Origin of the sequence: Sphingomonas sp. JUb134 (genome assembly GCF_004341505.2) — a bacterium.
Taxonomy (GTDB): Bacteria; Pseudomonadota; Alphaproteobacteria; order Sphingomonadales; family Sphingomonadaceae; genus Sphingomonas.
Genome location: NZ_SLYP02000001.1, coordinates 1,221,591 through 1,245,370, shown reverse-complemented (window position 1 = coordinate 1,245,370; position 23,780 = coordinate 1,221,591). Strand labels below are relative to the sequence as shown.

24 protein-coding genes are annotated in these 23,780 nt (G+C 69.5%); 9 read left to right on the top strand and 15 right to left on the bottom strand.

The features are described from left to right. The first annotated feature begins 3 nt into the window (after nucleotides 1–3). The gene (locus EDF69_RS05815; RefSeq protein WP_132882577.1) at nucleotides 4–1,158 is read left to right on the top strand and encodes an N-acetyltransferase; all 1,155 of its coding nucleotides are present in this window, start codon (nucleotides 4–6) and stop codon (nucleotides 1,156–1,158) included. A 51-nt stretch (nucleotides 1,159–1,209) separates the two neighbouring features. Here the strand turns inward: EDF69_RS05815 and EDF69_RS05810 are convergent, their stop codons facing one another. Further along, on the bottom strand, nucleotides 1,210–1,491 hold the full coding sequence (locus EDF69_RS05810; protein ID WP_132882578.1) for a hypothetical protein: 282 nt from the start codon (nucleotides 1,489–1,491) through the stop codon (nucleotides 1,210–1,212). Nucleotides 1,492–1,751: 260 nt separating this feature from the next. Between EDF69_RS05810 and EDF69_RS05805 the strand changes: the two genes are divergently transcribed. After that, a complete protein-coding gene (locus EDF69_RS05805; RefSeq protein WP_132882579.1) occupies nucleotides 1,752–2,276 on the top strand; it encodes a DUF1697 domain-containing protein in 525 nt (174 codons plus the stop codon). 103 nt (nucleotides 2,277–2,379) lie between these two features. On the opposite strand, the gene EDF69_RS05800 is transcribed toward EDF69_RS05805, so the two are convergent. Then, a complete protein-coding gene (locus EDF69_RS05800; protein WP_132882580.1) occupies nucleotides 2,380–3,006 on the bottom strand; it encodes a hypothetical protein in 627 nt (208 codons plus the stop codon). Between the two features lie 400 nt (nucleotides 3,007–3,406). Here EDF69_RS05800 and EDF69_RS05795 point away from each other — a divergent pair, with 400 nt between their 5' ends. Beyond that, nucleotides 3,407–3,736 (top strand): SMR family transporter, encoded by a 330-nt coding sequence (locus tag EDF69_RS05795; RefSeq protein ID WP_132882661.1) that lies wholly within the window; start codon nucleotides 3,407–3,409, stop codon nucleotides 3,734–3,736. A gap of 84 nt (nucleotides 3,737–3,820) precedes the next feature. Here EDF69_RS05795 and EDF69_RS05790 read toward each other — a convergent pair whose 3' ends face one another. The 10 genes from EDF69_RS05790 to EDF69_RS05750 form a co-directional block, all read right to left on the bottom strand. Continuing rightward, nucleotides 3,821–4,615 (bottom strand): transporter, encoded by a 795-nt coding sequence (locus tag EDF69_RS05790; RefSeq protein WP_132882581.1) that lies wholly within the window; start codon nucleotides 4,613–4,615, stop codon nucleotides 3,821–3,823. Further along, nucleotides 4,612–5,382 carry an exodeoxyribonuclease III gene (gene xth / locus EDF69_RS05785; RefSeq protein ID WP_132882582.1) on the bottom strand — a complete coding sequence of 257 codons (771 nt, stop codon included), beginning with the start codon at nucleotides 5,380–5,382 and terminating at the stop codon, nucleotides 4,612–4,614. Before xth ends, EDF69_RS05790 begins: the two co-directional genes overlap by 4 nt. A gap of 9 nt (nucleotides 5,383–5,391) precedes the next feature. Continuing rightward, the gene (erpA, locus tag EDF69_RS05780; RefSeq protein WP_129341889.1) at nucleotides 5,392–5,733 is read right to left on the bottom strand and encodes an iron-sulfur cluster insertion protein ErpA; all 342 of its coding nucleotides are present in this window, start codon (nucleotides 5,731–5,733) and stop codon (nucleotides 5,392–5,394) included. Between the two features lie 82 nt (nucleotides 5,734–5,815). After that, nucleotides 5,816–7,000, bottom strand: a complete 1,185-nt coding sequence (locus EDF69_RS05775; protein ID WP_132882583.1) for a peptidoglycan DD-metalloendopeptidase family protein — start codon at nucleotides 6,998–7,000, stop codon at nucleotides 5,816–5,818. 110 nt (nucleotides 7,001–7,110) lie between these two features. Further along, nucleotides 7,111–7,905, bottom strand: a complete 795-nt coding sequence (locus tag EDF69_RS05770; protein ID WP_132882584.1) for a ferritin-like domain-containing protein — start codon at nucleotides 7,903–7,905, stop codon at nucleotides 7,111–7,113. Next, nucleotides 7,902–8,363 (bottom strand): peroxiredoxin, encoded by a 462-nt coding sequence (locus EDF69_RS05765; RefSeq protein ID WP_132882585.1) that lies wholly within the window; start codon nucleotides 8,361–8,363, stop codon nucleotides 7,902–7,904. Before EDF69_RS05765 ends, EDF69_RS05770 begins: the two co-directional genes overlap by 4 nt. Beyond that, nucleotides 8,360–11,029 carry a bifunctional [glutamine synthetase] adenylyltransferase/[glutamine synthetase]-adenylyl-L-tyrosine phosphorylase gene (locus tag EDF69_RS05760; protein WP_132882586.1) on the bottom strand — a complete coding sequence of 890 codons (2,670 nt, stop codon included), beginning with the start codon at nucleotides 11,027–11,029 and terminating at the stop codon, nucleotides 8,360–8,362. Before EDF69_RS05760 ends, EDF69_RS05765 begins: the two co-directional genes overlap by 4 nt. Nucleotides 11,030–11,476: 447 nt before the next feature. After that, entirely contained in the window at nucleotides 11,477–12,109 is a 633-nt protein-coding gene (locus EDF69_RS05755) for a sigma-70 family RNA polymerase sigma factor (protein WP_125959013.1), read from the bottom strand. Nucleotides 12,110–12,220: 111 nt separating this feature from the next. Then, complete coding sequence (locus EDF69_RS19780) at nucleotides 12,221–12,355, bottom strand: hypothetical protein (protein ID WP_260153890.1); 135 nt, start codon at nucleotides 12,353–12,355, stop codon at nucleotides 12,221–12,223. Between the two features lie 36 nt (nucleotides 12,356–12,391). After that, nucleotides 12,392–13,192 (bottom strand): response regulator, encoded by an 801-nt coding sequence (locus EDF69_RS05750; protein WP_125959014.1) that lies wholly within the window; start codon nucleotides 13,190–13,192, stop codon nucleotides 12,392–12,394. A 278-nt stretch (nucleotides 13,193–13,470) separates the two neighbouring features. On the opposite strand from EDF69_RS05750, the gene EDF69_RS05745 reads away from it, so the two are divergent. The 3 genes from EDF69_RS05745 (at nucleotide 13,471) to EDF69_RS05735 (ending at nucleotide 15,707) form a co-directional block, all read left to right on the top strand. Then, the gene (locus EDF69_RS05745) at nucleotides 13,471–13,647 is read left to right on the top strand and encodes a NepR family anti-sigma factor (RefSeq protein ID WP_164521170.1); all 177 of its coding nucleotides are present in this window, start codon (nucleotides 13,471–13,473) and stop codon (nucleotides 13,645–13,647) included. Between the two features lie 10 nt (nucleotides 13,648–13,657). Beyond that, nucleotides 13,658–15,241, top strand: a complete 1,584-nt coding sequence (locus tag EDF69_RS05740) for a sensor histidine kinase (protein ID WP_339538010.1) — start codon at nucleotides 13,658–13,660, stop codon at nucleotides 15,239–15,241. A gap of 331 nt (nucleotides 15,242–15,572) precedes the next feature. Continuing rightward, nucleotides 15,573–15,707, top strand: a complete 135-nt coding sequence (locus tag EDF69_RS05735; protein WP_125959015.1) for an entericidin A/B family lipoprotein — start codon at nucleotides 15,573–15,575, stop codon at nucleotides 15,705–15,707. Nucleotides 15,708–15,792: 85 nt separating this feature from the next. Here the strand turns inward: EDF69_RS05735 and EDF69_RS05730 are convergent, their stop codons facing one another. Further along, nucleotides 15,793–18,591 carry a DUF3857 domain-containing protein gene (locus EDF69_RS05730; protein ID WP_132882587.1) on the bottom strand — a complete coding sequence of 933 codons (2,799 nt, stop codon included), beginning with the start codon at nucleotides 18,589–18,591 and terminating at the stop codon, nucleotides 15,793–15,795. 275 nt (nucleotides 18,592–18,866) lie between these two features. Between EDF69_RS05730 and EDF69_RS05725 the strand changes: the two genes are divergently transcribed. From EDF69_RS05725 to EDF69_RS05715, 3 genes are all read left to right on the top strand, one after another. Continuing rightward, complete coding sequence (locus EDF69_RS05725; RefSeq protein WP_132882588.1) at nucleotides 18,867–19,979, top strand: NADH:flavin oxidoreductase; 1,113 nt, start codon at nucleotides 18,867–18,869, stop codon at nucleotides 19,977–19,979. A gap of 73 nt (nucleotides 19,980–20,052) precedes the next feature. Beyond that, a complete protein-coding gene (locus EDF69_RS05720; protein WP_132882589.1) occupies nucleotides 20,053–20,799 on the top strand; it encodes an SDR family oxidoreductase in 747 nt (248 codons plus the stop codon). An 80-nt stretch (nucleotides 20,800–20,879) separates the two neighbouring features. Next, nucleotides 20,880–21,119, top strand: coding sequence for a hypothetical protein (locus EDF69_RS05715; protein ID WP_132882590.1), 240 nt, complete (start codon nucleotides 20,880–20,882; stop codon nucleotides 21,117–21,119). Nucleotides 21,120–21,131: 12 nt separating this feature from the next. Here EDF69_RS05715 and uvrC read toward each other — a convergent pair whose 3' ends face one another. Beyond that, complete coding sequence (gene uvrC, locus EDF69_RS05710; protein WP_132882591.1) at nucleotides 21,132–23,057, bottom strand: excinuclease ABC subunit UvrC; 1,926 nt, start codon at nucleotides 23,055–23,057, stop codon at nucleotides 21,132–21,134. 311 nt (nucleotides 23,058–23,368) lie between these two features. Continuing rightward, nucleotides 23,369–23,689: a DMT family transporter gene (locus EDF69_RS05705; RefSeq protein ID WP_125959021.1), complete on the bottom strand. Its 321-nt coding sequence runs from the start codon at nucleotides 23,687–23,689 to the stop codon at nucleotides 23,369–23,371. Nucleotides 23,690–23,780: the final 91 nt, after the last annotated feature.

Here is a 23,780-nt window from a genome sequence, read left to right as displayed (position 1 = left end):
TGCGTGGCCACCCAACCGACGATCCGTCCCGTCCAGTCGAAGGCGGACCGCAAGGCATTCATCGACCTGCCCTTCCGTCTCTATGCGAACGATCCGCACTGGGTCCCACCGCTCAAGAGCGAAGTGGCCGGGCAGATCGATCCCAAGAAGAACGGCTGGTTCAGCCACGCCGAGGTGCAGCTGATGCTGGCCGAGCGCGACGGCAAGGTGGTGGGGCGCATCTCCGCCCACCTCGACACGCTCGCCCTCACCATGCCAGCCGAACAGGGTTTTGGTCCCGGCACCGGCTTCTGGGGCATGTTCGAGGCGGAGGATGCCGCGACCGCCGCTACCCTGATCGCCGCGGCCGAGGCATGGCTGCGCGGCAAGGGCATGACGCGCGCCGTCGGCCCCGTGAGCCTGTCGGTCTGGGAAGAACCGGGCCTCTTGGTGAAGGGCCACGACCAGGACCCGACCGTGCTGATGGGCCACCACCGGGCCGAGTATCAGGCCTGGGTGGAAGCCGCCGGCTACCAGCCCGCCAAGCAGCTCGTCACCTATGAGCTGGACATCACCCAGTCGTTTCCGCCGATCGTCAACCGCATCATCCAGTCGGGCGAGAAGAACGACCGCATCCGCATCCGCAAGGTCGACAAGTCGCGGTTCGACGAGGAAGCGGCCGTGATCCTGGGCATCCTCAACGATGCCTGGTCCGACAACTGGGGGTTCGTGCCGCTCACCCAGCCCGAGATCGACGACGTCGGCAAGAAGCTGAAGCCGATCGTGTTCGAGGACCTGATCCGCATCGCGGAGCTGGACGGGCAGCCGGTGGCGTTCATGATCACGCTTCCGGACATGAACGAGGCGATCAAGCCGCTGAACGGCTCGCTCCTCCCGTTCGGCTGGGCCAAGCTGCTGCTGTGGCTGCGCCGGCCCAAGGTACGGACGATGCGCGTTCCGCTGATGGGGGTGGTGAAGCGGCTGCAGTCGTCGCGGATGGCGAGCCAGCTGGCCTTCATGATGATCGAATATATCCGCCGCGATGCCGTTGCCCATTATGGCGCTTCGCGCGGCGAGATCGGCTGGATCCTGGACGACAACCAAGGGATGATCGCGATCGCCGATGCGATCCAGAGCCGCATCAATCGCGTCTATCAGGTCTATCAGCGCACGCTGTAGCGCTGGTCGGCGGTGCCGGGGGCGGGCCCTGCCCCCGGCGCACCGTCTTTCTTAGCGCGGCAGATAGTCGAGCGGATCGACGCCGTCGCGCAGCCAGTCTTCGCGGGTCTGGCACTGGCGGCGCGGCAGCCGCGAACCGGTGACTTCCGTCTCGGCGCAGTAGCGGGTCTCGCGCTTCGCCTTGGTGCCCGACGGCGTGCTCGCGGTGTCGACGCTCTCGGTGGTGGTGGTGGCGGGAGCCGGCACGGTGCGGGGCTCGGCCATGGCCGGGGCTGCGACGGTGGCAACGCCCAGGACGAGGGCAGCGGCGGCGGCAACAACACGGATGGTCATGATCTTTCTCCCTGACTAGGCAGCCACTTGGCTGACAAACAGGGTAGTGCATCATGCGTGCCAAACAGCGGCGCCATGGGTTTTCAAAGACTTAGCTCGACCGGCCTCCGGCCCTGGCGTCTTTCGCCGCCGAACCATGGTGGATTTCACCGACAGGTGGCGCGGTTTCCAAGGGAACGTTTCCATTGTCCCTACTTGGTCGGACAGTGGCGCTCCCTCGGCCCTGTGATAGGCGTTGGCGGCAACAACAGCAGGTCGCCATGCCCAGTCACATCGCGCTCTTGCGGGGGATCAACGTCGGCGGCCATCGCCGGGTGCCGATGGCCGAGTTGCGGATGGTGGCGCAGGAAATCGGCTTCCGGGACGCCCGCACCCATGTGGCAAGCGGCAACCTGGTGTTCGCAAGCGACGTGCCTGCTCGCGGGGCGGAGGCGGTTCTCGAACAGGCGCTCGAACGGCGCTTCGGCTTTGCGGTGGACGTGATCGCGCGGTCGGCGACCGAATGGCGGGCGTATCTGGTCGACCATCCTTTCGCGGCCGAAGGCGAAGGGGAGCCGAACCTGGTGATGCTCTGCATCGGCAAGCAAGCGGCGACACTCGCCGATGCCGCCGCGCTGCGCAGCCGTGCCGCGGCGCGGGAGCGGGTCGAGCTTCGCGGGGACGCGCTGTGGCTCTACTTCGGCGACGGCGCCGGCCGCTCGAAGATGGGACTGGGCCCGGGCGCCGGCATCTGGACGACCCGCAACCTGCGCACGGTGCGCACCATCGCCGGCATGCTCGACTAGGTCGTAGACCCTTGGGGACGCTCCGTTGCGGACGCTCACGAGATAGCCTCAGGACTCAAGGCACCGCGGGCGGCAAGCGGGTGCAAGCCGCCGCGCCTGGGCATCAGTCCAGCTTTTCTAGAGCACGGTCGTAGACCTTCAGCAGGTCCTCCCCCGTCTGAACGGTGGTGGTCGCGTACATCCGGTTGAGGCGGATCGCGCGTTGCGTCTCGGCCACCTGCTCCTTGCTCATCGAGGTCGGATCGTCAGCCATGGTGGCCGCCATCTCGACATAGGGCTTGCGCGCTTCTTGCTGGAGCCCGTTGAAGGTGCGGCTGGCGGAATAGGCCAGCGCCAAGGCCTGCGCTTCGTCGTAGGGCATGTGGGCCAGAGCTTGCGTAGCGACCGTGCTTTCCCAGGCTGCAGTACGCATCTCGGTGAAATCGATGTTGATGGCGATGTTTTCGCCAGCCGCCTTTTCACCAGCGGATTCAGACTGAAGATACGCCGACATGCGGTTCAGGCCGGCCACGGCGCTGCGTTCGGTCGCCAGCGCCTTTTCCAGGCCGTTGCGGTTGTCCTCGAGCTCCCGACGAAGGTTCGCACGGGCCTGCTCCACCAGTTCCTGATGGTGCAAGGCTTCCACCCCCGCCTCCAGGCTCAGCGCGATCAGGATGCCGACGGTGATGGTGCTGATTTCCGCCAGGAATTCGCGCACCGAATGCGGCATCTTCGGAATATGAACGTGCACTGCGATTGCCCCCCATTCGCGTAACGAGGGCGGCATCGCAGCGGTCCGGGGCGCGGGTCAAGCCGCTTTTCGTTCGGCGTCCAGGCCGTCCGGTGCTGTGTGGATCGCCCCTGGCCGGCGAGCGGAGTCCGAGCCCTCCCCCGACTGGATCGATCGCTGCGGCGGAGAGACCCTCTGCGATCGAGCGGACCCCGCAGCAGCGCTCCACTCCAAAGGGCTCGCTGCGGACGTGACGCTCGGGCGAAGGCGGTGTAGGGACGGCTTGCCGGAAATAGAGCAGCAGGCTGGTAGCCCCTGCGCCCGCATCGCGGGTTCTTCCCTGCCACGGCGTCGACCTGACCCGGTCAGCGGCGCTGCGCTCAAACAAGCCCGCCCGCTGATCCAGCGCACGGAGCGTCCCCTGAACTACGTCTTTCTCGCCATCGCGATCCTCTCCGAGGTGATCGGCACCACATTCATGAAGCAGTCCCAGGGCTTCACCAAGCTCGCGCCCAGCCTGATCACGGCCGTGGCCTACGCAGTTGCCTTCTTCTGCCTTTCACAGACGCTCAAGACGATCCCGACCGGCATCGCCTATGCGATCTGGTCCGGGGTGGGGATCGTCTTGATCGCCACCGTCGCCGCAGTGTTCCAGGGGCAGAAGCTCGACGCGCCTGCAATGGTCGGCATGGGCCTCATCATCTGTGGCGTGGTCGTGATGAACGTCTTCTCGAAAGCCGCAGTGCACTAGGACAAGGGCGGCGGATGCTCGACGTCCGCTCCATCCCCGCTCAGCCGTCGACCTGGTCACGCTGGCGGACGGCGCCGGCAGGCGTCAGAAGCGGCGGGCGATCCCGGCGTAGAGGCGCAGGTCCGGCGTGTCGTGGTTGAGGCCGAAGGCGGTGCCGACATCGAGCTGCGTGTCGTCGTTCGCCATCCACGCCAGCGCGAGCGCGCCGCGGACAATGGTGGCGGGTTCGACCGGATCGTCGTCGCGCCGCACCTCGCCTTCCAGCGTGGTGGAGAGCGCGTCGGTGAGCTCCAGTTCCAGGCCGAGGACGTTGCCATAGGCCAAGTGCCGGCCGCGGCCGTCCTCGTCGACCTCGGCCGCCACCTCCGGCGTCAGCTCCAGCGTGAGCGTGTCGCCGAGCGCATAGGCGACGGGCACGATCAGGCTCGCGCCCCAGTCGCCGCCACCGATCGGCTGGCGACCGACCGGAAGCGTCACCGACGGCTGCACCGCCCAGGAAAAGCCGGAGCCGTCCGGATTGGCGAGGTTCACGCGCGCGCCGAGCGTGACATCCCCGACGCGGTCCTTGCGCTCCGTTTCGCCAAGCACCCGGTCGCGGGTCACGTCGCGGCCATAGGGCTGCCATTCCAGCTGCAGTTCGGCGCGGTCGCTGACGCCGAAACGTAGCAGCGTGTCGGCGACGAGCAGCGTGTCGGTGCGCTCCTCGGCGCTGCGATCATGCTCCCAGTCGGCCAGCGCCGTCTCGACCGAGAGGGTGCCCTTCTCGACTACGCACGGGTTTTCGCCCAGGCCCGGGCGCGTCGGGCAATAGTCCCGCGCCTGGGCAGCCACGGGCACCAGCAGCGCGGCCGCGAGTGCGGCCCCGGCGATCCGCCTCAACGCAGGCGCACCCAGGTCGGCGCGTGGTCGCTCGCCTTCTCGCGGCCGCGATAGTCCTTGTCGACGCCGGCGTCCTGCATCCGGTCGGCCGCGATCGGGCTCAGCAGCAGGTGGTCGATTCGAAAGCCCGCGTCGCGCTGCCAGGCGCCGGCCTGATAGTCCCAGAAGGTCCACACGCCGCCCTTGGGGAAGCGGGTGCGCAGCGCGTCGGTCCAGCCCTGCGCCACCAGCGCGCGATAGCCCTGGCGCGATTCCGGCTGCATCAGCGCGTCGCTCGCCATCGCCCGCACCGAATAGACGTCGTCGTCGTTGGGGATGACGTTGTAGTCGCCCGCCAGCACCACCGGCCGTTCCTCGGCCAGCAGCGCGCGCGCGCGATCGGACAGGCGCTCGATCCAGCGCAGCTTATAGTCGAACTTGGGGCCGGGCACCGGATTGCCGTTGGGCAGGTAGATCGACGCGATCACCACCCCGTCGACCTCGGTCTCCAGATAGCGGCTGTGCTCGTCCTCCGGCTCGCCGGCAAGGCCGCGCTGCCGCTCGATCGGGTCGGCGCCCCTGGCGAGCACCGCGACGCCGTTGAACCCCTTCTGCCCATGCCAGACGGCGCCATAGCCCGCCGCGCGGATCTCTGCCTCCGGGAAGGTCTCGTCGCTCGACTTGAGCTCCTGCAGGCAGACGACGTCGGGCGTCTGCTCGGCGAGATACTCCAGCAGGCGCGGCAGGCGCGCCTTGATGCCGTTGACGTTGTAGGTGACGATGCGCACGCTTGGGCGTCAGATCGAGAAGCTGGTGCCGCAGCCGCAGCCCGACGCGGCATTGGGGTTCTCGACCTTGAACGCGGCGCCGCCCAGCGACTCCACGAAGTCCACCTGCGCGCCGCGTACCAAATCCAGGCTCATCGAATCGACGACCAGCCGGACGCCGTCGGTCTCGGTGACGCTGTCATCGCCCTCCGGACCATCGGCCAGACCGAAGCGGTACTGGAAGCCGGAACAGCCCCCGCCCTCGACGGACAGGCGCAGGATGGCGGGCTTGCCCTGACGCGCGGCGATCGCGGCGACACGGGCCGCGGCGGATGGCGTCAGGCCGACTTCGGAAACAGGGATGGTGGCCATGGGCCGGAGATAAGAGGTACGGGGGCCATCGGCAACCATGGTCGCCGTGGCCCCTCTCCTCTCCGTCTCGTGAAATCGTCGATCAGTTCGCCGGGCCGCCGACGGCCTGCTGGCGGTTGCGCGCCGCGCGATCCTGCGCCGCCAGCAGCTGGTCGCCTGCCTGCAGATAGGGGATCGGGTTCACGGCGGCGCCGTTGATGCGCACTTCGTAGTGAAGGTGGCTGCCGGTCGAGCGGCCGGTCGAGCCCATCAGGCCGATCAGCTGGCCGCGGCGCACGCGGCTGTTCGGGCCGACCAGGATCTTCGACAGGTGGCCATAGCGGGTCTGGATGCCCTTGCCGTGGTTCAGCTCGACCAGGTTGCCGTAGCCGCCGGCGCGCTGCGCGCGGCCGACGATGCCGTCGGCGGTGGCATAGACCGGCGTGCCGATCGGCCCCGGAAGGTCGATGCCGGCGTGCATCGCGGCGGTGCCGCGGAACGGGTCCGAGCGGACGCCGAAGTTGCTCGACAGCTTGATGTTGTCGACCGGCTGGAGCGACGGGATCGCGATCGCCGCCTGCTCGAGCGTGTCGAGCTTCTTCCAGGTCATGAACAGGTTGCGGAACTGGGCATCGGCCTCGTTCGACGCTGCGGTCACGGCGGCGGCCTCGGTCGTGCTCACCGGCTCATAGGGGCCGCCCATGGCAAGCTTCTCGGGGCGCAGGCCCAGCTTGCGGAGCTGCTTGGCGGTCTCGGCATAGCGCTCGGCGGTGACTTCCTGCGCCTTGGCGGCAAGCTCTGCCTGGCGCTGCTCGGCGCGCTGGAGCGGCGCGGTCACGTTCGCGACCGCCTTGCTGCCCTGCGGCAGGGGGGCGAGCGCGGCGTCGGCGAGTGCTGCCGGATCGCCCTCGCCGGTCAGCACTGCGGCGATCATCGCCTGGCGCTGGTCGATGCGGGCGGCATGGGCAGCGGCGACCTGGCGCAGCTCGGCGACATTGGCCTCCATCGCGCGGACCCGCTGCCGCATCTGGGCGACGGTGGCGGCCTGTTCGGCCTGCGGGGTGAGGCCGGCTGCCGCTGCGGTGTCCACCGCGGCGTTGGCGACGCCATAGCCCGAGAAGCCGATGGTCAGCGCAGCGGCGGTCGCGGCAAGCGCCTGGGTGCGGGCAGCGATGCGGACCCGGCGGCCGGAGCGGCCATCGTGCAGAATGAAATCGCGGAAAGTGAAGAAACGACGGAACCGCTTAGCAATCGCGGCGTTGGCTGAGACGACGTTGCTGATGGTCATACTGAGTCCGGCGATCCAAGTTTCGCGAACGGTTTCAGGCCGTTCGCCCTTCATCGATGTCTCAGCTGCAGCCCCTCCGCGCTTTGACGAGCCTTGATTGGCCCGACGCGTCAGCTTTCTGCAAGCGGCTCATAATAATCCCGCGTCAGACCGGCACACGCGCGCGCTGAATCGTTGAACGGTGGCTTAACGGCCCCGCGGAAGTGCCGCCGCACCAGCGCCTGCCAATGCGGCGCGGGAATGATCCGTTCGATTTTACAACGATGTTGGAACCATCGGGTGCCGGCCGAAACATGCCGGATTTCATCGGTGTAGATGCGGTGGAGGATGCGCGCCGTCGCCTCGTCGCCGCCCGCCCGCGCCCGCTCCACGGTGGCCGGGGTGACGTCCAGGCCACGCGCTTCCAGCACCATCGGCACCACCGCCAGGCGCGCCAGCGCATCGTGCGCGGTCTCGATCGCGGCGTCCCACAGCCCGTCGTGCGCCGGCAGCGCGCCATAGTGGCTGCCGAGCTGCCGGAGCCGCCGTTCGAGCACGGCGAAGTGCATCGCCTCGTCCGCGCCCACGCCAATCCAGTCGTCGGTGAAGCCCCGCGGGAACTCCGCCCCGAAGCGCCCGGCGGCGTCGAACGCCAGGTCGATCGCCACGAACTCGATGTGTGCGAGGGCGTGCAGCAGCGCCAGCCGCCCGCGCTCCGACCCGCCCTTGCCGCGCTTGGGCATGCGGTTAGGCGGCAGCAGCTCCGGCCGCTCGGGCCGGCCCGGCCGCTCCGGCATGGCGACGTCGAACGCGAATTCCAGATCGCCGCGCCGCCACGCCCGTGCCGCCGCCCGCGCCCGCTTCACCTTGGTGCGCGGATCGGCGGTCTCCAGCACCGCGCGGCAGGCCTGGGCGATGCTCGTCATCCGGCCGCCTTCATCGCGCGGGCAGCGGCCAGCACCGCCTCGGCATGGCCGGGCACCTTCACCTTGCGCCACGCCTGCACCAGCCGCCCCTCGCCATCGAACAGGAAGGTCGCGCGCTCGATCCCCATGTAGCTGCGGCCATAGAGCTTCTTCTCGCCCCAGACGCCGAACGCCTCGCACGCCGCACCCTCGTCGCTCGCCAGCCGCACCGCCAGCCCGTGCTTGGCGACGAACCGCTCGAGCTTGGCAGGGGCGTCCTTGGACACGCCGATCACCTCGACCCCTGCGGCGCGGAACTGCGGCTGGAGGTCGCTGAAGTCGATCGCCTCGCGCGTGCAGCCGGTCGTGTCCGCCTTGGGATAGAAATAGACCACGAGCGGCCGCACCGACGAAAGATCGATGGCGGTCCCGTCGCTCGCCGTCAGCGTCACCGCCGGAATGGCATCGCCCTCGTTCATTCCGCATCCTTCCCGTTGCTCACTGCCGCCCAGGCAGCGGCAACCCGTTGCCGTGCCGCATCGAGCGAGGCAACCGTGCTGTCCCAATCGGCCTGGCTGAGCGCCCGCGCGACCAGCGCCCGCGACGCCGGCGGCGGCAGCTGGGCATCGGGCGCGACGAGGCGGAAGGTGACCAGCGCGCGCGTCAGCAACGCATGCGCCTCCACCAGCCCGTCGGGCAGCAGCCCGGCCGCCTCCAATGCCGCGATCGCGCCCGGCAGGTCGGCATGGAAGCCGGTGCGGTGGACCAGCTGGACGACGTGCACGGCGAACTCCAGGTCGACCAGCCCGCCGGGCGCGAGCTTCACGTCGAGCGGCCCGCCGCCCGGCTTGTGCCGCGCCATCTCCGCCCGCATCTCCCGCGCTTCGGCGACGATGTCGCGCTCCGGCCGGTCGCCTTCCAGCACCGCGCGGATGATGCCGGCCACCTGTTCGCGCGCCCCTGCGGAGCCGAACACCGGCCGCGCCCGCGTCAGCGCCATGTGCTCCCAGGTCCAGGCGCTCTCGCGCTGGTAGCGGGCAAAGCCCTCCAGCGAAACCACCAGCGGCCCCTGCGCCCCCGACGGCCGCAGCCGCGTGTCGATCTCGTAGAGCGGGCCGGAGGCGGTCGGCACCGACAGCGCCGCCGTCACCCGCTGCGCCAGCCGGTTGTAGTAGAGCACCGCCCCCAACGGCTTGGGCCCGTCCGACTCCGCGCGATAGTCGCCGGTGAAGAGGTAGACGACGTCGAGGTCGGAGGCGTGGGTGAGCAGCCCCCCGCCCAGCCGGCCGAGCGCAACGATCACCAGTTCGCTGTCCGGCACCCGCCCGTGCTGGGCCGCGAACTCGGCGACGGTGGCGGCGACCAGCGTCTCGATCGCCGCCTCGGCCACCCGCGCATAGCCGGCCGCCACCGTCATCGGGTCGCTGGTGCCGGCGATGATCTGCGCGCCGAGCGCAAAGCGCTTCTCGCCCACGATCGCGCGGGCGTGGTCGAGCACCGCCTCATAGGACGCGCCCGCCTCGCGCGGGACCATCTCGGTCGCGAGTTCGGCCACCTCTCCCACCGGCTCCAGCGCGCTCGCATCGATCAGCCCGTCGAGCAGCGTCGCCCGCCGCGCGAGCGCCTCCGCCAGGGTCGGCGCATGGCAAAGGATCGCACTCAGCAGCTTGGCGAGCGCCGGCTGCGCCTCCAGCAGGCGGAACAAGTTGATCGCGCTCGGCAGGCGCCCGAGCATGCCGTCTAGCCGGATCAGCGCCTGATAGGGATCGCTCGCGCTCGCCAGGCTGCTCAGCATCTCCGGCAGCGCCGCCTCCAGCGCGGTGCGCGCGGCCGGGCTGCGAAGCGCGGGATAGCGGCCGCTGCGCCAGTCGGCGATGCGGCGCGCCGCCTGGTCGGCCGGGTCGAAGCCTAGCTCGCTCAGCCGCGTCTCCAGCAGCTGCGGATCGCCCGGCACCGCGGGCCGATCGGTCGCGCCCAGCGTGTCGTACACCGCCGCCACGCCCTCCACCTTCGGGCGCAGCAGGTCGAGCAGGGCGCCGCCGTCCGCCAGCCCGTGCAGCCGCGCGACATTGTCCAGCGCCTCTGGGGAGGTCGGCAGGCTGTGCGTCTGGCGATCGTCGACCATCTGCAACCGGTGCTCGATCGTGCGGAACAGTGTGTAGCCCTCCGCCAGCGTGGCGGCCTGTTCGGGGTCGATCCAGCCCGCACGGGCGAGCACGGCGAGAGCATCAAGGGTGGCCGGCGCGCGCAGGCTGCGGTCACGACCGCCGTGGATCAGCTGGTGCACCTGGGCGAAGAACTCCGCCTCCCGGATGCCGCCACGCCCGCGCTTCAGGTCATAGCCGGGGCCGAACGCCTGGCCTTGCGCATAATGATCGCGGATGCGTCCGGAGATCTGCCGGATCTCCGCCACCGCGCCATAGTCCAGCGCGCGCCGCCACACGAACGGGCGGATCGCGACCAGGAACCGCCGCCCCAGCGCCAGGTCGCCCGCCGCCGCCCGCGCGCGGATGAAGGCGGCCCGCTCCCACGGCAGCGCCTGCGATTCATAATAGCTGATCGCCGCGCCCACGGGCAGCGCGATCGGCGATGCCTCGGGCGCAGGCCGCAGCCTCAGGTCCACGCGCAGCACATAGCCGTCGCCGTCGCGCGTCTGGAGCAGCTCGGTCGCGCGCCGGGCGATCTTGATCGCCGCCTCGTCGGGCGTCTCCCGCTCGCGGTGCGGCAGCGTCGCGCGATCGAACAGGAGAATCGGGTCCACATCGGACGAGTAATTGAGCTCGCGGCTGCCCTGCTTGCCGAGCGCGATCGCCACGAACCCCTGCGGCGGCGCGCCCGGGGTCCGCTCCTCGATCGCGGCGCGGATCGCCACGTCGAGGGCATGATCGGCGAAGGCGCTGAGCAGCCCCGTCACCCGGCGCAGGTCATAGGCGCCCGAAAGGTCGCCCAGCGCCACCAGCAGCGCGACGCGCCGCCGCTCGATCCGCAGCCGCCGCGCAACCGCCATATCCGGATCGTCCACCCGTGCGTGCGCGAGCGGATCGTCCGTCCAGGCGCCGTCGAGCAGCGGCGCCTCCAGCTCGAGCAGCCGGGCAAGAAACGGGGAGTGCTCCCGCGCGCGCAGAATTGCCGAGTTCAGGTCCATGCCCTCTGGTGCGATGGTTCGGGACACGGGCGCAACGACAAAAGCGCGATGCGAAAGCAACAAATATCAAGATGTTGAGTTGTTAGGCCGATGGTTACTTCGCCACCCCGCCGGGCCCCCGATGCCGTTTCTGACGCGAACAGATCGCGCGGCGTCGTTGTGCGTCGCCCCCGGCCCCGCGACGCGATCGGAAACGCGCTTCGTCAGAGCTTCGACGGCATGGAGAACTTGCCGGACGAGTTCGCTCCTTACCTCCGCCTGCTGGACGGGATCAGCCACCGACACTGACGCGGCGTCGGCCGGCCGCGGGCTCGGAGGCTCAGCCGCACCGGCTTTGCTTCTCGTTCTAGGAAATGCCGGACCGGCCCGAAGGCAGGCGCGCACTCACCTGCGTCGCGCGGCGAGGACCCGGGCCCTGCCTGCGCAGAAGCCCGGCAGAGCCGGCCGTCAGCGGTCCCGGCTGAGCTCGTTGACTTCGCCCATGATCGCCTCGAGCGCGCTCTGCTCGCCATTGCCCGGGTGCGAGGCTCGGGTGGGAAGCTGGCCCTCGGTCAGCAGGGTTTCGAGCGCCACGCGGCCACGGGCGACGCGGCTCTTGATGGTGCCCACCGCCACGTTGCAGATCTCGGCCGCTTCCTCATAGGCGAAGCCGCCGGCGCCGACCAGGATCAGCGCCTCCCGCTGCGGCTGCGGCAGGTGGAGCAGGGCACGCTGCATGTCGGAAAGCTCGACGTGGCGATCCTGGCTGGCCGGGGCCGCCAGGATGCGGTCGGCGACCAGATCGTCCCACTCACCCTTGAAGCGCGCACGGCGCATCTGGGAGAGATAGAGGTTGCGCAGGATGATGAAGGTCCAGGCGCGCATGTTGGTGCCGGCCTGGAAGCGCTGGCGCGCAGCCCACGCCTTCAACAGCGTTTCCTGGACGAGGTCGTCGGCGAGATCGCGGCTGCCGGAAAGCGAGCGTCCGAAGGCGCGCAGGTGCGGGATGACCTGCGCCAGCTGCTTCTTGAACTCAGGGTCGGACAGCGCGACGTGCTCGGTCGCACCAGTCTCTTCGCCCGTAACTTCCGGTTCAGTCATGAAAATCCGATCGGTGGGCGGCCGCAAGCTCGCGACGGCGCCGTGTTGCCAACATAGGGGATGCGTCCGTCGATTGCCAGCGGGCGCGCTGGCCGGACGCCCGGTCGCGGGTCAGGACCAGAGAATGATCGCGAAAATGACGATCACCAGCGCCAGCGACACCCCCAGGATGTAGCGGGTCATCCCGGGGGTCGTGCCCGCACGGGCACGATCGGTGTTCAGATGGGTTCGCTTATCGTCGACCATTCTGCCTAAACCCCCCAGGATCGTTTTGGCTCCGTATCAGATCGTCGGCACCGTCGACTGGTCGAAGAACAGCGCCTGGCTGATCGCCGCCTTGACGGTGGAACGCTGGAACGGCTTGGTGATGAGGAACGTCGGCTCCGGCCGCTCGCCCGTCAGCAGCCGCTCCGGGAACGCCGTGATGAAGATCACCGGCACGTTGAACTCGGCGAGGATGTCCTTGACCGCGTCGATGCCCGAGCTGTCGTCGGCAAGCTGGATGTCGGCGAGCACCAGGCCCGGGCGATCCTCCATCGCCAGCGCCACCGCCTCGTCGCGGGTGACGGCGACGCCGGTCACGTCATGGCCCAGGTCGCGCACGATGGTCTCCAGGTCCATCGCGATCAGCGGCTCGTCCTCGATGATCATCACGCGCGAACGGGTCTGCGCCTCGATCTCGCGCAGCGCCTCGGCCACCAGCGATTCCACTTCTTCTTCGCTGGTGTCGATCAGATAGGCCGTGTCCTCGTTGGTGAAGCCTTCCATCGCGGTCAGCAGCAGCGCCTGACGCGAAAGCGGCGCAATGCGGGCGAGCCGGGCACGCGCGATCGCTTCCTGGTCGCCGCTTGCTTCTTCGCGCGCGGCGTCTTCGGCCGGGTGAGTCGACGACCAGATCGCCTGGAAGGTACGATAGAGGCCAAGCCGGGGATCGACGTCCCGCGGGAATTCCTCGGGCGCCGCCACGATCGCCTCCAGGGCGGCGCGCACATAGCGGTCGCCTTCCGACTGGCTGCCCGTGAGCGCACGACCGTAGCGCCGCAGGAAAGGAAGATGCGGCGCCAGTTGCTGTCCAAGCGACATGATCGGGTAGGTCTCCTCCAGAGGTGGACGGCCATTCTGGGGAGCCGTCCAAACGTTTGCAATTCACTTTCACGACGGCGGAAGAGACGCTCTCCCCCGATTTCGCGTCGGGGGTGGAACCAACGAGGACGAATTTGGTTTCACGCCATGCGCCGGTGCTTTGCCTGCATGCGGATGCGGGCAGCCGCTGCATGCATCCATCGGGTTGGCGTGGCCGCATTTGTTCATGTAGTGCACGGCACGGGTGCCGCGCTTAGGGGGCTTAGGGTGTGCAGTTGGTGACGGGTTCGAACGAAACGGAACGGCAGGAACGCGCCGCAACCGCGGACGGCAAGCAGAAGCCTGAGGAAGGCAAGCAGAAGAACGTCGGTGACGCGCTGCGCGCTGTCTATCAGGATGCCGCTGGGGAAGAGATCCCCGACGAGATGCTCGACCTGCTCAGCAAGCTGAAATAGCGCCACCTTCGTGGCCGAAGACGATCTCGAACGCCGCAGGCCGATGGTGCCTGTGGCGGCGTTTCAGCACCTGACGACGGGTGCGCGTGTTTTCCTGATTCTCAGCATCGCGCTGCTGCCGCTGGCGCTGATCGCCTTGTTCGCGACGCTGCAGACGACGCGGACGGTGGACGTAGAGACGCGCGCCCGCCTGCGCGTGGCCGGGCTGGAGGCGTCGCGTGCGCTTGCCAACGAACTCGTCGGCGACCTGACGGCGCTGCGCGTCGCGCTGCGGGCCATCGACAGCGATGTCCAGGACGCGCCCAGCTGCGCCCGCGTCCAGGGGATCTTTGCCCAGCAGTCCGCCGCCGGCATCCGCTTCGAGATCGCCGATGCGACCGGCCGCACGCTGTGCGGTGCGCAACTGCCGGTGCCGCTGCCCGCCCTGTCCGATCCCGGCCGCCTCCAGGTGACGCTGCTCCCGGCGCAGGGCCTGTTGGTCCACCTGCCCGATGCGCCCAACGGCACGCGTGCCGACGCCTTCTTCCCGACCGAGGTGCTGGCCGACGTCGCCCGCCCCAGCGGCTTCGTGCCCCCCTATGCGGCCGAGCTGCAGCGTGGCGACGAGATGCCGCTCCAGCTCCAGGGCCTGCCGCGCAGGGGAGCGCTCGAACGTCGCGAGACGCTGGTGGTGCCGCTCGGCTTCGACGAGCTCGCCTTCTCCATGTCCGTGCGCAGCGCCCCGATCACCTCGCCCGTGCTGGTCGCGATGCTGCTGCCGCTGCTGATGTGGGCCGCCGCCGCCGGCATCGGCTGGTTCGTGGTGGACCGCCTGCTGATCCGCCCGCTGCGTCGCCTGCGCGCGAGCGTCGCCTCCTATACCCCGGGCGAGGTGATCCGCAGCGTCGACTATGGCGCCGTCCCCGCCCACGAGATCGCCGAGCTCGGCGAGACCTTCCAGGCGATCACCCGCACGGTGCAGGAGCATGAGGGCAACCTCGCCGAAGGCCTGGTGCGCCAGACCAAGCTCACGCGCGAGGTCCATCACCGGGTCAAGAACAACCTCCAGGTGATCGCCAGCCTGATCAACTTCCATGCGCGCAGCGCGCCCAGCGCCGACGCGAGCGAGGCCTATGCCTCGATCCAGCGCCGGGTGGACGCGCTGGCGGTGGTGCACCGCCACCATTTCGCCGAGCTGGAGGAGAATCGCGGGCTGGAACTGCGCGCGGTGATCGGCGAACTCGCCTCCAACATCCGTGCGACCGCCCCCGAACACGCCTCCGGCCTCGGCATCACCATCGATGTCGAGCCGCTGCTGGTGTCGCAGGACGTCGGCGTCGCCGTCTCGTTCCTGCTGACCGAGCTGATCGAGCTGGCGATGATGGTCAATCCGAGCACCCAGGCGCGCATCTCGGCCAAGGTGTCGCAGCCCGATCAGGTGGTATTGCGGGTGAGTTCGCCGGCGCTGGTGGAAAGCGCCGAACTGAGCGAGCTGGTCGCCTCGCGCTATGGCCGTGTGCTGCTCGGCCTGTCGCGCCAGCTGCGCTCCCCCCTCCACCACGATCCGCTGGTGGGCGCCTATGAAATCGCGATCAGCGCGCGCTCGGCGCGCTGATCCACGGCTTTCCGCGGGTCGTTACGCCGCTGCGGAAAAAAGAATCTCTTCGAGCGTTTTTCCCCGGAACCACCGCCCCCAAGCGACGTTTTGTTCTTCGGATAGCGACCTTATGCCCCCCCGCTCTCGCTATCCAGAACACGGGCCCGGAAGCGTCTACCCTCCCCCCCCCGGTGACGCTTCCGGGCCCACATTCCTTCCAGCATCGAGATCCCACCGCGGCAGCGCTGCAACAGCTGCGCGCGGTTTTCGCGTGGTCGATCCGATTGCGGAACGAAAATCGCGGCGAGGCATTCCGATCCTGCAGATTCAACGGTTCATGGAGGATTTCATGCGCAAGGTTTTTGGTTTGATGGCGATCGCCGGCGCGCTGATGGTCAGCGCGTGCAACACGGTCGAGGGCGCGGGCCGCGACGTCTCGTCGGCAGGCGATGCCGTGTCGGACGCCGCGAGCGACAGCAAGTAAGCGCACCTTTCTGGTACGCGAACGGGCGGTCCGGACATTCCGGGCCGCCCGTTTCTTTTTGCCCGACGAACGTCGGTTCAGGGGATCAGGGCTTGATCCCGTAGCGGGCATATTCCTCGGCGATGCGTGGCGATTGCAGCGTTGCCGCGGCGAAGTCGGCGGCGCTGCCGGCCGCATCGCCCTTCGCCTTGCGCACCACGCCCCGCATGAACAGCGAGGCCGGCATCCCCGGCGCCATCTCCAGCGCCGCATCGAAGTCCGCCAGCGCGTCGTCCAGGCGGTTCATCCGGAAATAGACCATGCCGCGGCTGTCCAGGATGCTGGACGGGCTTTCCGCAAGCTCGATCGCCTTGGTGCAGTCGCGCAGCGCCGTGTCGAGCGCGACGTTGCGCGTCCCCTTGAGCCAGCACCGCCCGTTGAGCAGCGTCGCCTGGCCGGGGCTCGTCTTCACCGCCGAATCCAGGGAGGCGAGCGCATCATCGACGCGCCCTCCTTCGGCCAGGACGTTGCTGCGCACCAGTTGCAGGTTGCTGCGCTGCTCGCCGCCGGTCGGGCTCTGCCGGTCGATCCGGGCGAGCGCCGCGGTCGCCTGGCCATGCTCCGCCTCGAATTGCGCGATCGCGAGCTGCACGGGGATGCTCGCCGGCTCCAGCGTTTCGGCCGCGCGCAGATCGGCCAGCGCCTTGGCGTCATCGTTGACCTGCTGGTGCAGCTCCGCGCGCCACAGATACCGGTCGATCGTCGCACCGAGCGCGATCGCCTGGTCCACGTCCGCCAGCGCGCCGCGCCAGTCGTAGAGGCCGGTGCGGAAGCGTGCGCGGCGCTCGAATGCCTCGGCGGACTTGGGGTTCGCGGCCAGATCCTTGGCGAAAACCGCCTCCAGCGCACCCAGCCGCTTGTCGCGGCGGGCGGCCATCACCTCTTCCCAATGCGCCGGCCGCTGCTCGGGCGCGACGGCCACCAGCAGCCGGTTCTTGGCCTGGGCGACGCGTGCGCGCTGCGCCGCGATCTCGCCCGGCGCGATCTCGGCCCCGTCGGCGAGCAGCACGTCGCGCGCGACCAGCCATCCGCCTTCCTGCGTCACCTGGCGCTGAACCGTCAGGCCGGCGTAGCGGCCGGCCAGCTCGCGGTCGCCCTCCAGCGTCACGCCCTTGCCGCCGTCCGGCAGGCGGACGCGCATCGTGACCTCGGTATGCGAGGGTCCGTTGGTCGCCACCGGCAGCTGCTGCCACGCGGTGCGCGACCGGTCCGGGTCGAAGCTCAGCTGCCCGATCGCCTGGTCCAGCCCCAGCTGGAGCTTCTGTTCCTCCAGCGACCACGCGCTGTCGGCGACGCCCGAGGCCTCGATGGTGGCGATGCCGGTGGCGGCATCCCAGCGGATCGAGCGATCGACGATCAGCGCGCCGCCCAGCAGGCGCGACAGGATGCCGCCGACCATCTCGTCCTTCTGCTCGCGATCGGCCTGCGACGCGGCCAGGTTCAGCTCCTGCCCCATCGCGCCGCGCACCTCGATCTTTGCCTTGAACGGCGTCGGCAGGGTGAAGCCCGCGCTCTGATCGATCTCCAGCATCGAGCGGCCCTGCGGCCGGGTCGGCGCCACCATCGGCAGCGGCATCAGCCCCGCGCCCGCGGGGCGCAGCGGCAGGACATTGCGGAACGGCGGCGTGTCGCCCAGGTCCTCGCGCCGGATGCCCGAGTCCGTCCCGTCCAGCCACAGCGTGCGCCCGTCGACGGTCGCCCGCACGATCACATGATTGAAGGCCGCGGCGCTCGGCAGCCGCTCCGTGACCAGGTCGCCCATGCCGATGCTGGCGAGCACCGGCTCCGCCTCCACGTCGAGCGCATGGAGCAGCGCCAACAGCAGCAGCGTCTTCGCCTTGCAGTCGCCATAGCGGCGCTGCCACGTGTCGGTCGGGGACTGCGGGTGGTAATTGCCGCCGGCCATGCCGTTGAACAGGTAGCGCACCTCGTCCTGCACCAGCCGCAGCGCCGCCGCCGTCCGGTCGAGCGGCGCGGCATGGGCCGCCTTGATCTTGGCCACTTCGCCCGCAAGCGCGCTTCCCGGCGCGATCAGCCCCGGGGTGCGATAGAGCGGCTCCATCGTGCGCGAGACCGCCTGCCAGTCGGCAAAGCTGCTCGCCTCCAGGATCTCCAGGCGACGGAAGCGAGCCGGTGCGTCGCCCGGCAGTTCCTCCGCCTTGGCGAGCGGCACGGTGACCTCCAGGTCCTGGTAGGCGCCGGCGCGCATCGGCATCGGCGGCATGCCCTTGCCATGCGCGTTCCACTTCACCGGGGTGGCGCCGTCCCACAGCAGGCGGGCGCGGGCAAAGCCGACGCGCAGCGGCTCGCTGACCAGCGGCATCACCGTCTGGACGTTGCCGGCCAGTGCCGAATCCTTGTTGGTGTTGGAAAAGGTCACGCGCAGCACGTCGCCGACGCGCAGGCCCTCCACGGTCATCGTCGCCGTCAGCACGCCGGTCAGCTGCAGCTGCTCCAGCTGCTCCTCGCGCCGCAGCACCGTGAAGCGTTCGCCCTTCGCGAGCGCGTCGATGCGCTCGTTGCCGCGCAGGATCTCGACGCGGTGGATGATCAGGTCGCCGCCGTCCGGCTGCCACGGCAGCTGCACGGTACCCGCCTGGTTGAGCGTCTGGGCAGAGGCGATCCGGGTCGCGCTGTCGGTATAGGCCCAGCTCTGCCCGTCGTGCAGCCGCTGCTGCTGGTCGAACAGCATCACCACCGGCGACTCGCCGTCCAGCTTGCCCGTGTCGATCGGCGGCGCCGGCTTCACCCAGTCGGGCGCCGGCTGGTACAGCGGCTTGTCCCCGGCCCAGGCAGGAACCGATGACAGCAGGAGCGCCAGCGCCGACGCACAACGATATCGCATGAATTCCCCCTCTTCCCCGCCGCCAACCTAGGCCGGTTTGAGGACCGCGCAAATGGGCATTTCGTGCAGTATTGGTGCATTTGTTCAGAAGCTTGGGTGCTTCAGGCGCCTGCCGGGCATGAAGTGCCGGATCGCGGCCGGATCGAGCGCGGACCGATCGTCCCGGGCACCGATGGGTTTCCCGGACATGCCTTCAATACCGCTCGGTACGGTATTGACCTTCGTCTTGCGGTGTATACCTGAGCAGCTCCTGTTTCCAAACGGAGCCCCTCCGCATGTCCGCTTCCGCCGACGTCCTCTTTCGCCCCTTCCGCATCAAGTCGCTCGAACTTGCCAACCGCATCGTCATGGCGCCGATGACGCGGGGGTTCGCGCCCGCCGGCATCCCGGGCGAGCCCCAGGCCGCCTATTACCGCCGCCGCGCCGAAGGCGGCGTGGGCCTGATCCTGTCGGAAGGCACGGTGATCGACCGTCCCGCCTCGCGCAACATGGCCGGCATTCCGCTGTTCCACGGCGAGCAGGCGCTCGCGGGCTGGCAGCAGGTGATCGACACCGTCCACGCCGCCGGCGGCAAGATGGGCCCGCAGATCTGGCACACCGGCTCAACCCGGTCGGGCGACTGGGAGCCGGACGCACCGGTCGAAAGCCCCTCGGGCCTGCTCGCGCCCGGCGAGCCGCGCGGCGAGACGATGAGCGAAGAGGCGATCGCCGACACCATCGCCGCCTTCGCCCGCGCGGCGGCCGACGCCAAGCGGCTCGGCTTCGACACGGTCGAGCTGCACGGCGCGCACGGCTATCTGATCGACCAGTTCTTCTGGGCCGGTACCAACGAGCGCGCCGACCGCTGGGGCGGCGCCACCATCCGCGAGCGCTCGCGCTTCGCGGGTGAGGTGGTGAAGGCCGTGCGCGAGGCGGTTGGCCCCGACTATCCGATCATCCTGCGCCTCAGCCAGTGGAAGCAGCAGGACTATGCCGCGCGCCTGGCCGAAACGCCCGAGCTGATGGCCGATTGGCTGCAGCCGCTGGTCGATGCCGGTGTCGACGTGCTCCACTGCTCGCAGCGCCGCTTCTGGGAGCCCGAGTTCCCCGAGCTGGACGGCGAAAAGGGCCTGAACTTCGCCGGCTGGGCGAAGAAGCTGACCGGTGCGGCCACCATCAGCGTCGGCTCGGTCGGGCTTTCGGGCGAGTTCCTGGCGGCGTTCGGCGGTGAAAGCTCCTCGACCGTCGGCATCGAGAACCTGATCGAGCGCATGGAGCGCGACGAGTTCGACCTGATCGCGGTCGGCCGCGCGCTCATCAGCAACCCCGACTGGGTCGCCCGTATCCGCGAAGGCGACGCCACCAAGGTGAAGGGCTTCGAAGCCTCGGCCCTCGGCGAACTGGTCTGATCCCGGCGCCGGCGCGTCCCCCGCAGACGCGCCGGCGCTTCGACAATCGCCCCGGCCGCGCTATGGCGCCGCCATGGAACAGGACCACAGGCTTGGACGCCGCACGGCGCTGGTGACGGGGGCTTCGGGCGGCCTGGGGCAGCCGATCGCCCGCGGCCTCGCCCAGACGGGCGTGCACGTCCGCCTCCAGGGCCGCCGCCGCGCCGCGCTGGAGGCGCTCGCCGCAACGATTGCCGCGGATGGCGGCTCCGCCGAGCCCCTGGTCGTCGATCTGGAAGACGACGCCGCGCTCGCCGCGTGCGTGGACGCGCTGCCGCCGATCGACATCCTCATCAACAACGCCGGCCACCGCGACCGCAGGCCGCTCGCCGACCTCGACCGTGCCGCGGTCCGCCGCATGCTGGAGGTGAACCTGGTCGCGCCGTTCGACCTCGCCCGCCGGCTCGCGCCCGGCATGGCGGCGGGCGGCCGGATCCTCAACATCACCTCGATCGCCGGGCCGCTCGCCCGCAGCGGCGACGCCGCCTACACCGCGTCCAAGGGCGGACTGGAGGCGCTCACCCGCGCGCTTGCCGCCGAGCTCGGCCCGCGCGGCATCACCGTCAACGCGGTCGCCCCCGGCTTCTTCGCAACGGAAGCCAATGCGGCGATGGTCGCCGATCCGGCGATCGCCGCGCATCTCGCCACCCGCACCTCGCTCGGCCGCTGGGGCCGGCCGGAGGAGATCGTCGGCCCGGTGCTGTTCCTGACCTCACCGGAGGCATCCTATGTCACCGGCCAGGTGCTCGCCGTCGACGGCGGCTACACCGCGCACTTCTGAGGGGCTGGAACCCTGCTCGCAGAGCAGCGTAGAATGGCATTGGCCCGCAATCAGCAGGCCGATCGCATGCGGAGACTGGCATGATCCTTTCTGCCCTCGCACTGCTGGCCGCCGGCCAAGCCCAAGCCGCACCGCCTCCCCCGCCCGCATCCGCCGAAACTGTGCGCTGCGTCGAGCAGACGACGCTCGGCTCGCGCGTGCCGCGCAAGCTGTGCCGCACGGAACGGGAGTGGGCGGCGACACGCGAACGGAAGGACCGCACGCGCGCGCTCGCTGCGTTCCATCCGAAGAACGGCGGCGTCGGCTTCACCAACGACTGATCCACGCGCGCCTCAGCGCGCGTGGTAGAAGTCGTACACCTGCTGCGCCACCGCGGCCGACACGCCCGGCGCCTTCTGCAAGTCCGCCAGGCTCGCGCCGCGTACCGCCTTGGCCGTGCCGAAGTGCATCAGCAGCCCCTTCTTGCGGGCGGGGCCGATGCCCGGCACCTCGTCCAGCGGGCTCGCGCCCATTGCCTTGGCCCGCTTCTGCCGGTGCGCGCCGATCGCGAAGCGGTGGACCTCGTCGCGCAGCCGCTGGAGGTAGAACAGCACCGGCGCGTTGACCGGCAGGGTGAATTCGCGCCCGTCCATCAGGTGGAACACCTCGCGACCCTCGCGGCCGTGGTGCGGGCCCTTGGCGACGCCGACCAGGCACACGTCCTCGATCCCCAGGTCCTCCAGCACTTCGCGCGCGGCGTTGAGCTGCCCGCGCCCGCCGTCGATCAGCACCAGGTCCGGCCACTCGCCCGAATCGCGATCCGGATCCTCCGCCTGCGCACGGCCGAAGCGGCGGGCGAACACCTCGCGCATCATGCCGAAGTCGTCGCCCGGCACCGTATCCTTGTTGCGGATGTTGAACTTGCGATACTGGCCCTTGCGGAAGCCCTCCGGCCCCGCAACCACCATCGCGCCCAGCGCGGCGGTGCCCTGGATGTGGCTGTTGTCGTAGACTTCGATGCGGTCGGGCGGCTCGGGCAGCTCGAACAGGTCGGCGACCTCGCGCAGCAGCTTGGCCTGGGTGGTCGACTCGGCATTGCGGCGGTCGAGCGCCTCGACCGCATTGCGCGTCGCCTGCTCCAGCAGCCGGCGGCGCGGCCCGCGCTGCGGCACCGACAGCGCCACCTTGTGCCCAGCCCGCTCGGCCAGCGCCTCGCCCAGCAGATCGCCCTCGGCAAGCTCGCGGTCGACGAACACATTGCGGGGCGGCGGCACCTCCTCATAGAACTGCATCAGGAAGCTCGCGAGCACCTCGTCCTCGGGCACGTCGCTGGTGTGCTGCGGGAAGAAGCTGCGATGCCCCCAGTTCTGCCCGCCGCGAATGAAGAAGGCCTGGATGCCGATCGTGCCTTCCTTGCAGGCCAGTGCGAACACGTCGGCATCGCCCACGCCATCGGCGTTGATCGCCTGGCTGCCCTGGATGAAGGTCAGCGCCTTCAGCCGGTCGCGCAGCACCGCCGCCAGCTCGAAGTCCATGTTCTCGGCGGCCGCCGTCATCTGTTCGCCGAGCTTCGCCTGCACCTTGGTCGACTTGCCGGCCAGAAAGTCCTTCGCGTCGCCCACCAGCTCGGCATAGCCCGCCTCGTCGATCCGGCCCACGCAGGGCGCCGAACAGCGCTTGATCTGGTGGAGCAGGCACGGGCGGTCGCGCGTCTTGAAGAAGCTGTCGGTGCAGCTTCTGAGCAGGAACAGCTTTTGGAGCGCGTTGAGCGTCTGCGTCACCGAGCCCGCGCTCGCGAACGGGCCGTAATAGTTGCCCTTCGCGCGCCGGGCGCCGCGATGCTTCTGGATGCGCGGGAAGTCGTGATCGGCGCGCAGCAGGATGAAGGGGAAGCTTTTGTCGTCGCGCAGCAACACGTTGTACGGCGGGCGATAGCGCTTGATCAGCTGCGCCTCGAGCAGCAGCGCCTCGGCCTCGTTGTTGGTCGTGACGATCGTCATCGACCGCGTCTGCGACACCATGCGCTGGAGCCGCTTCGACAGGCGCGACACCTGGGTGTAGTTCGCCACGCGGTTCTTCAGCGCGCGCGCCTTGCCCACGTACAGCACGTCGCCGCGCGCATCCTGCATGCGGTACACGCCCGGCCGCACCGGCAGCGTCGCGAGCACGTTGCGGATGGCCGCGACGCCCGCCTCCAGGTCGGGCGCATCGGTGCCGCCGCGCACGGTGTAGGCGGCCTTTTCCTCGTTGAATCGGCTGGGAGAATTGGGATCGGACATTGCGTGCCGATCTAGGGAGTCTCACCCTCCCCCGCTAGCGTTGAGGTCGAGCAACTCAGCCTTGCGCCGACCAGCCGTACCCCGGCGGAGGCCGGGGCCCAGTCGGGAAGGCCTCGGCGAGATCACGCACCCTCCCGTCTGTCCCCCAACTGGGCCCCGGCCTTCGCCGGGGTACAAACAAGGGGCGGGATGTTGCGCCTCTCTCGTGCTCCCGCGAAGGCGCGAGCCCAGGGTACCGCACGCTACCTGCAGTGGTTCTATTTGGCCCTGGATCCCGCCTGCGCGGGGATACGGCTCCTAGCCCCGCAGGCTCAAACCCGCGCGAACAGCTTCGTGCCGACCACGCCGATCACGATCAGCGCCATGAAGAACGCCTGCATCGGCCCGATGCGGTCGCCGAACAGCACCGAGCCGCCGATGATCACGCCCACCGCGCCGAGTCCGGTCCACACCGCATAGGCGGTGCCCGCGGGGATGCCGCGCATCGCGAGCGCCAGCAGGCCCATGTTCACGAAGGAAAGGATGATCGGCACCGACGAGGCGGCGATCGTCGCCTGCGTGCCGGCCCACTTCAGGCTCAGCGCCCAGCAGATCTCGGTGACGACGGCGATGCCCAGGATGATCCAGGCCATGAGAAACACTCCTGGGCTCTGGAAAAGGAAAAGGGCGCCGCCGGAAACCCGAGAAGCGGCGCCCCTGTCAGGCTGTGGGAGGGCTCAGCGC

Excerpts from the sequence above, each read along its gene's own strand:
- EDF69_RS05810 (WP_132882578.1), bottom strand. The coding sequence starts at position 1,491 with ATGACCATCCGTGTTGTTGCCGCCGCCGCTGCCCTCGTCCTGGGCGTT.
- EDF69_RS05805 (WP_132882579.1), top strand. The coding sequence starts at position 1,752 with ATGCCCAGTCACATCGCGCTCTTGCGGGGGATCAACGTCGGCGGCCAT.
- erpA (WP_129341889.1), bottom strand. The coding sequence starts at position 5,733 with ATGGCCACCATCCCTGTTTCCGAAGTCGGCCTGACGCCATCCGCCGCG.
- EDF69_RS05775 (WP_132882583.1), bottom strand. The coding sequence starts at position 7,000 with ATGACCATCAGCAACGTCGTCTCAGCCAACGCCGCGATTGCTAAGCGG.
- EDF69_RS05770 (WP_132882584.1), bottom strand. The coding sequence starts at position 7,905 with ATGACGAGCATCGCCCAGGCCTGCCGCGCGGTGCTGGAGACCGCCGAT.
- EDF69_RS05765 (WP_132882585.1), bottom strand. The coding sequence starts at position 8,363 with ATGAACGAGGGCGATGCCATTCCGGCGGTGACGCTGACGGCGAGCGAC.
- EDF69_RS05760 (WP_132882586.1), bottom strand. The coding sequence starts at position 11,029 with ATGGACCTGAACTCGGCAATTCTGCGCGCGCGGGAGCACTCCCCGTTT.
- EDF69_RS05755 (WP_125959013.1), bottom strand. The coding sequence starts at position 12,109 with ATGACTGAACCGGAAGTTACGGGCGAAGAGACTGGTGCGACCGAGCAC.
- EDF69_RS19780 (WP_260153890.1), bottom strand. The coding sequence starts at position 12,355 with ATGGTCGACGATAAGCGAACCCATCTGAACACCGATCGTGCCCGTGCG.
- EDF69_RS05750 (WP_125959014.1), bottom strand. The coding sequence starts at position 13,192 with ATGTCGCTTGGACAGCAACTGGCGCCGCATCTTCCTTTCCTGCGGCGC.
- EDF69_RS05735 (WP_125959015.1), top strand. The coding sequence starts at position 15,573 with ATGCGCAAGGTTTTTGGTTTGATGGCGATCGCCGGCGCGCTGATGGTC.
- EDF69_RS05730 (WP_132882587.1), bottom strand. The coding sequence starts at position 18,591 with ATGCGATATCGTTGTGCGTCGGCGCTGGCGCTCCTGCTGTCATCGGTT.
- EDF69_RS05725 (WP_132882588.1), top strand. The coding sequence starts at position 18,867 with ATGTCCGCTTCCGCCGACGTCCTCTTTCGCCCCTTCCGCATCAAGTCG.
- EDF69_RS05720 (WP_132882589.1), top strand. The coding sequence starts at position 20,053 with ATGGAACAGGACCACAGGCTTGGACGCCGCACGGCGCTGGTGACGGGG.
- EDF69_RS05715 (WP_132882590.1), top strand. The coding sequence starts at position 20,880 with ATGATCCTTTCTGCCCTCGCACTGCTGGCCGCCGGCCAAGCCCAAGCC.
- uvrC (WP_132882591.1), bottom strand. The coding sequence starts at position 23,057 with ATGTCCGATCCCAATTCTCCCAGCCGATTCAACGAGGAAAAGGCCGCC.
- EDF69_RS05705 (WP_125959021.1), bottom strand. The coding sequence starts at position 23,689 with ATGGCCTGGATCATCCTGGGCATCGCCGTCGTCACCGAGATCTGCTGG.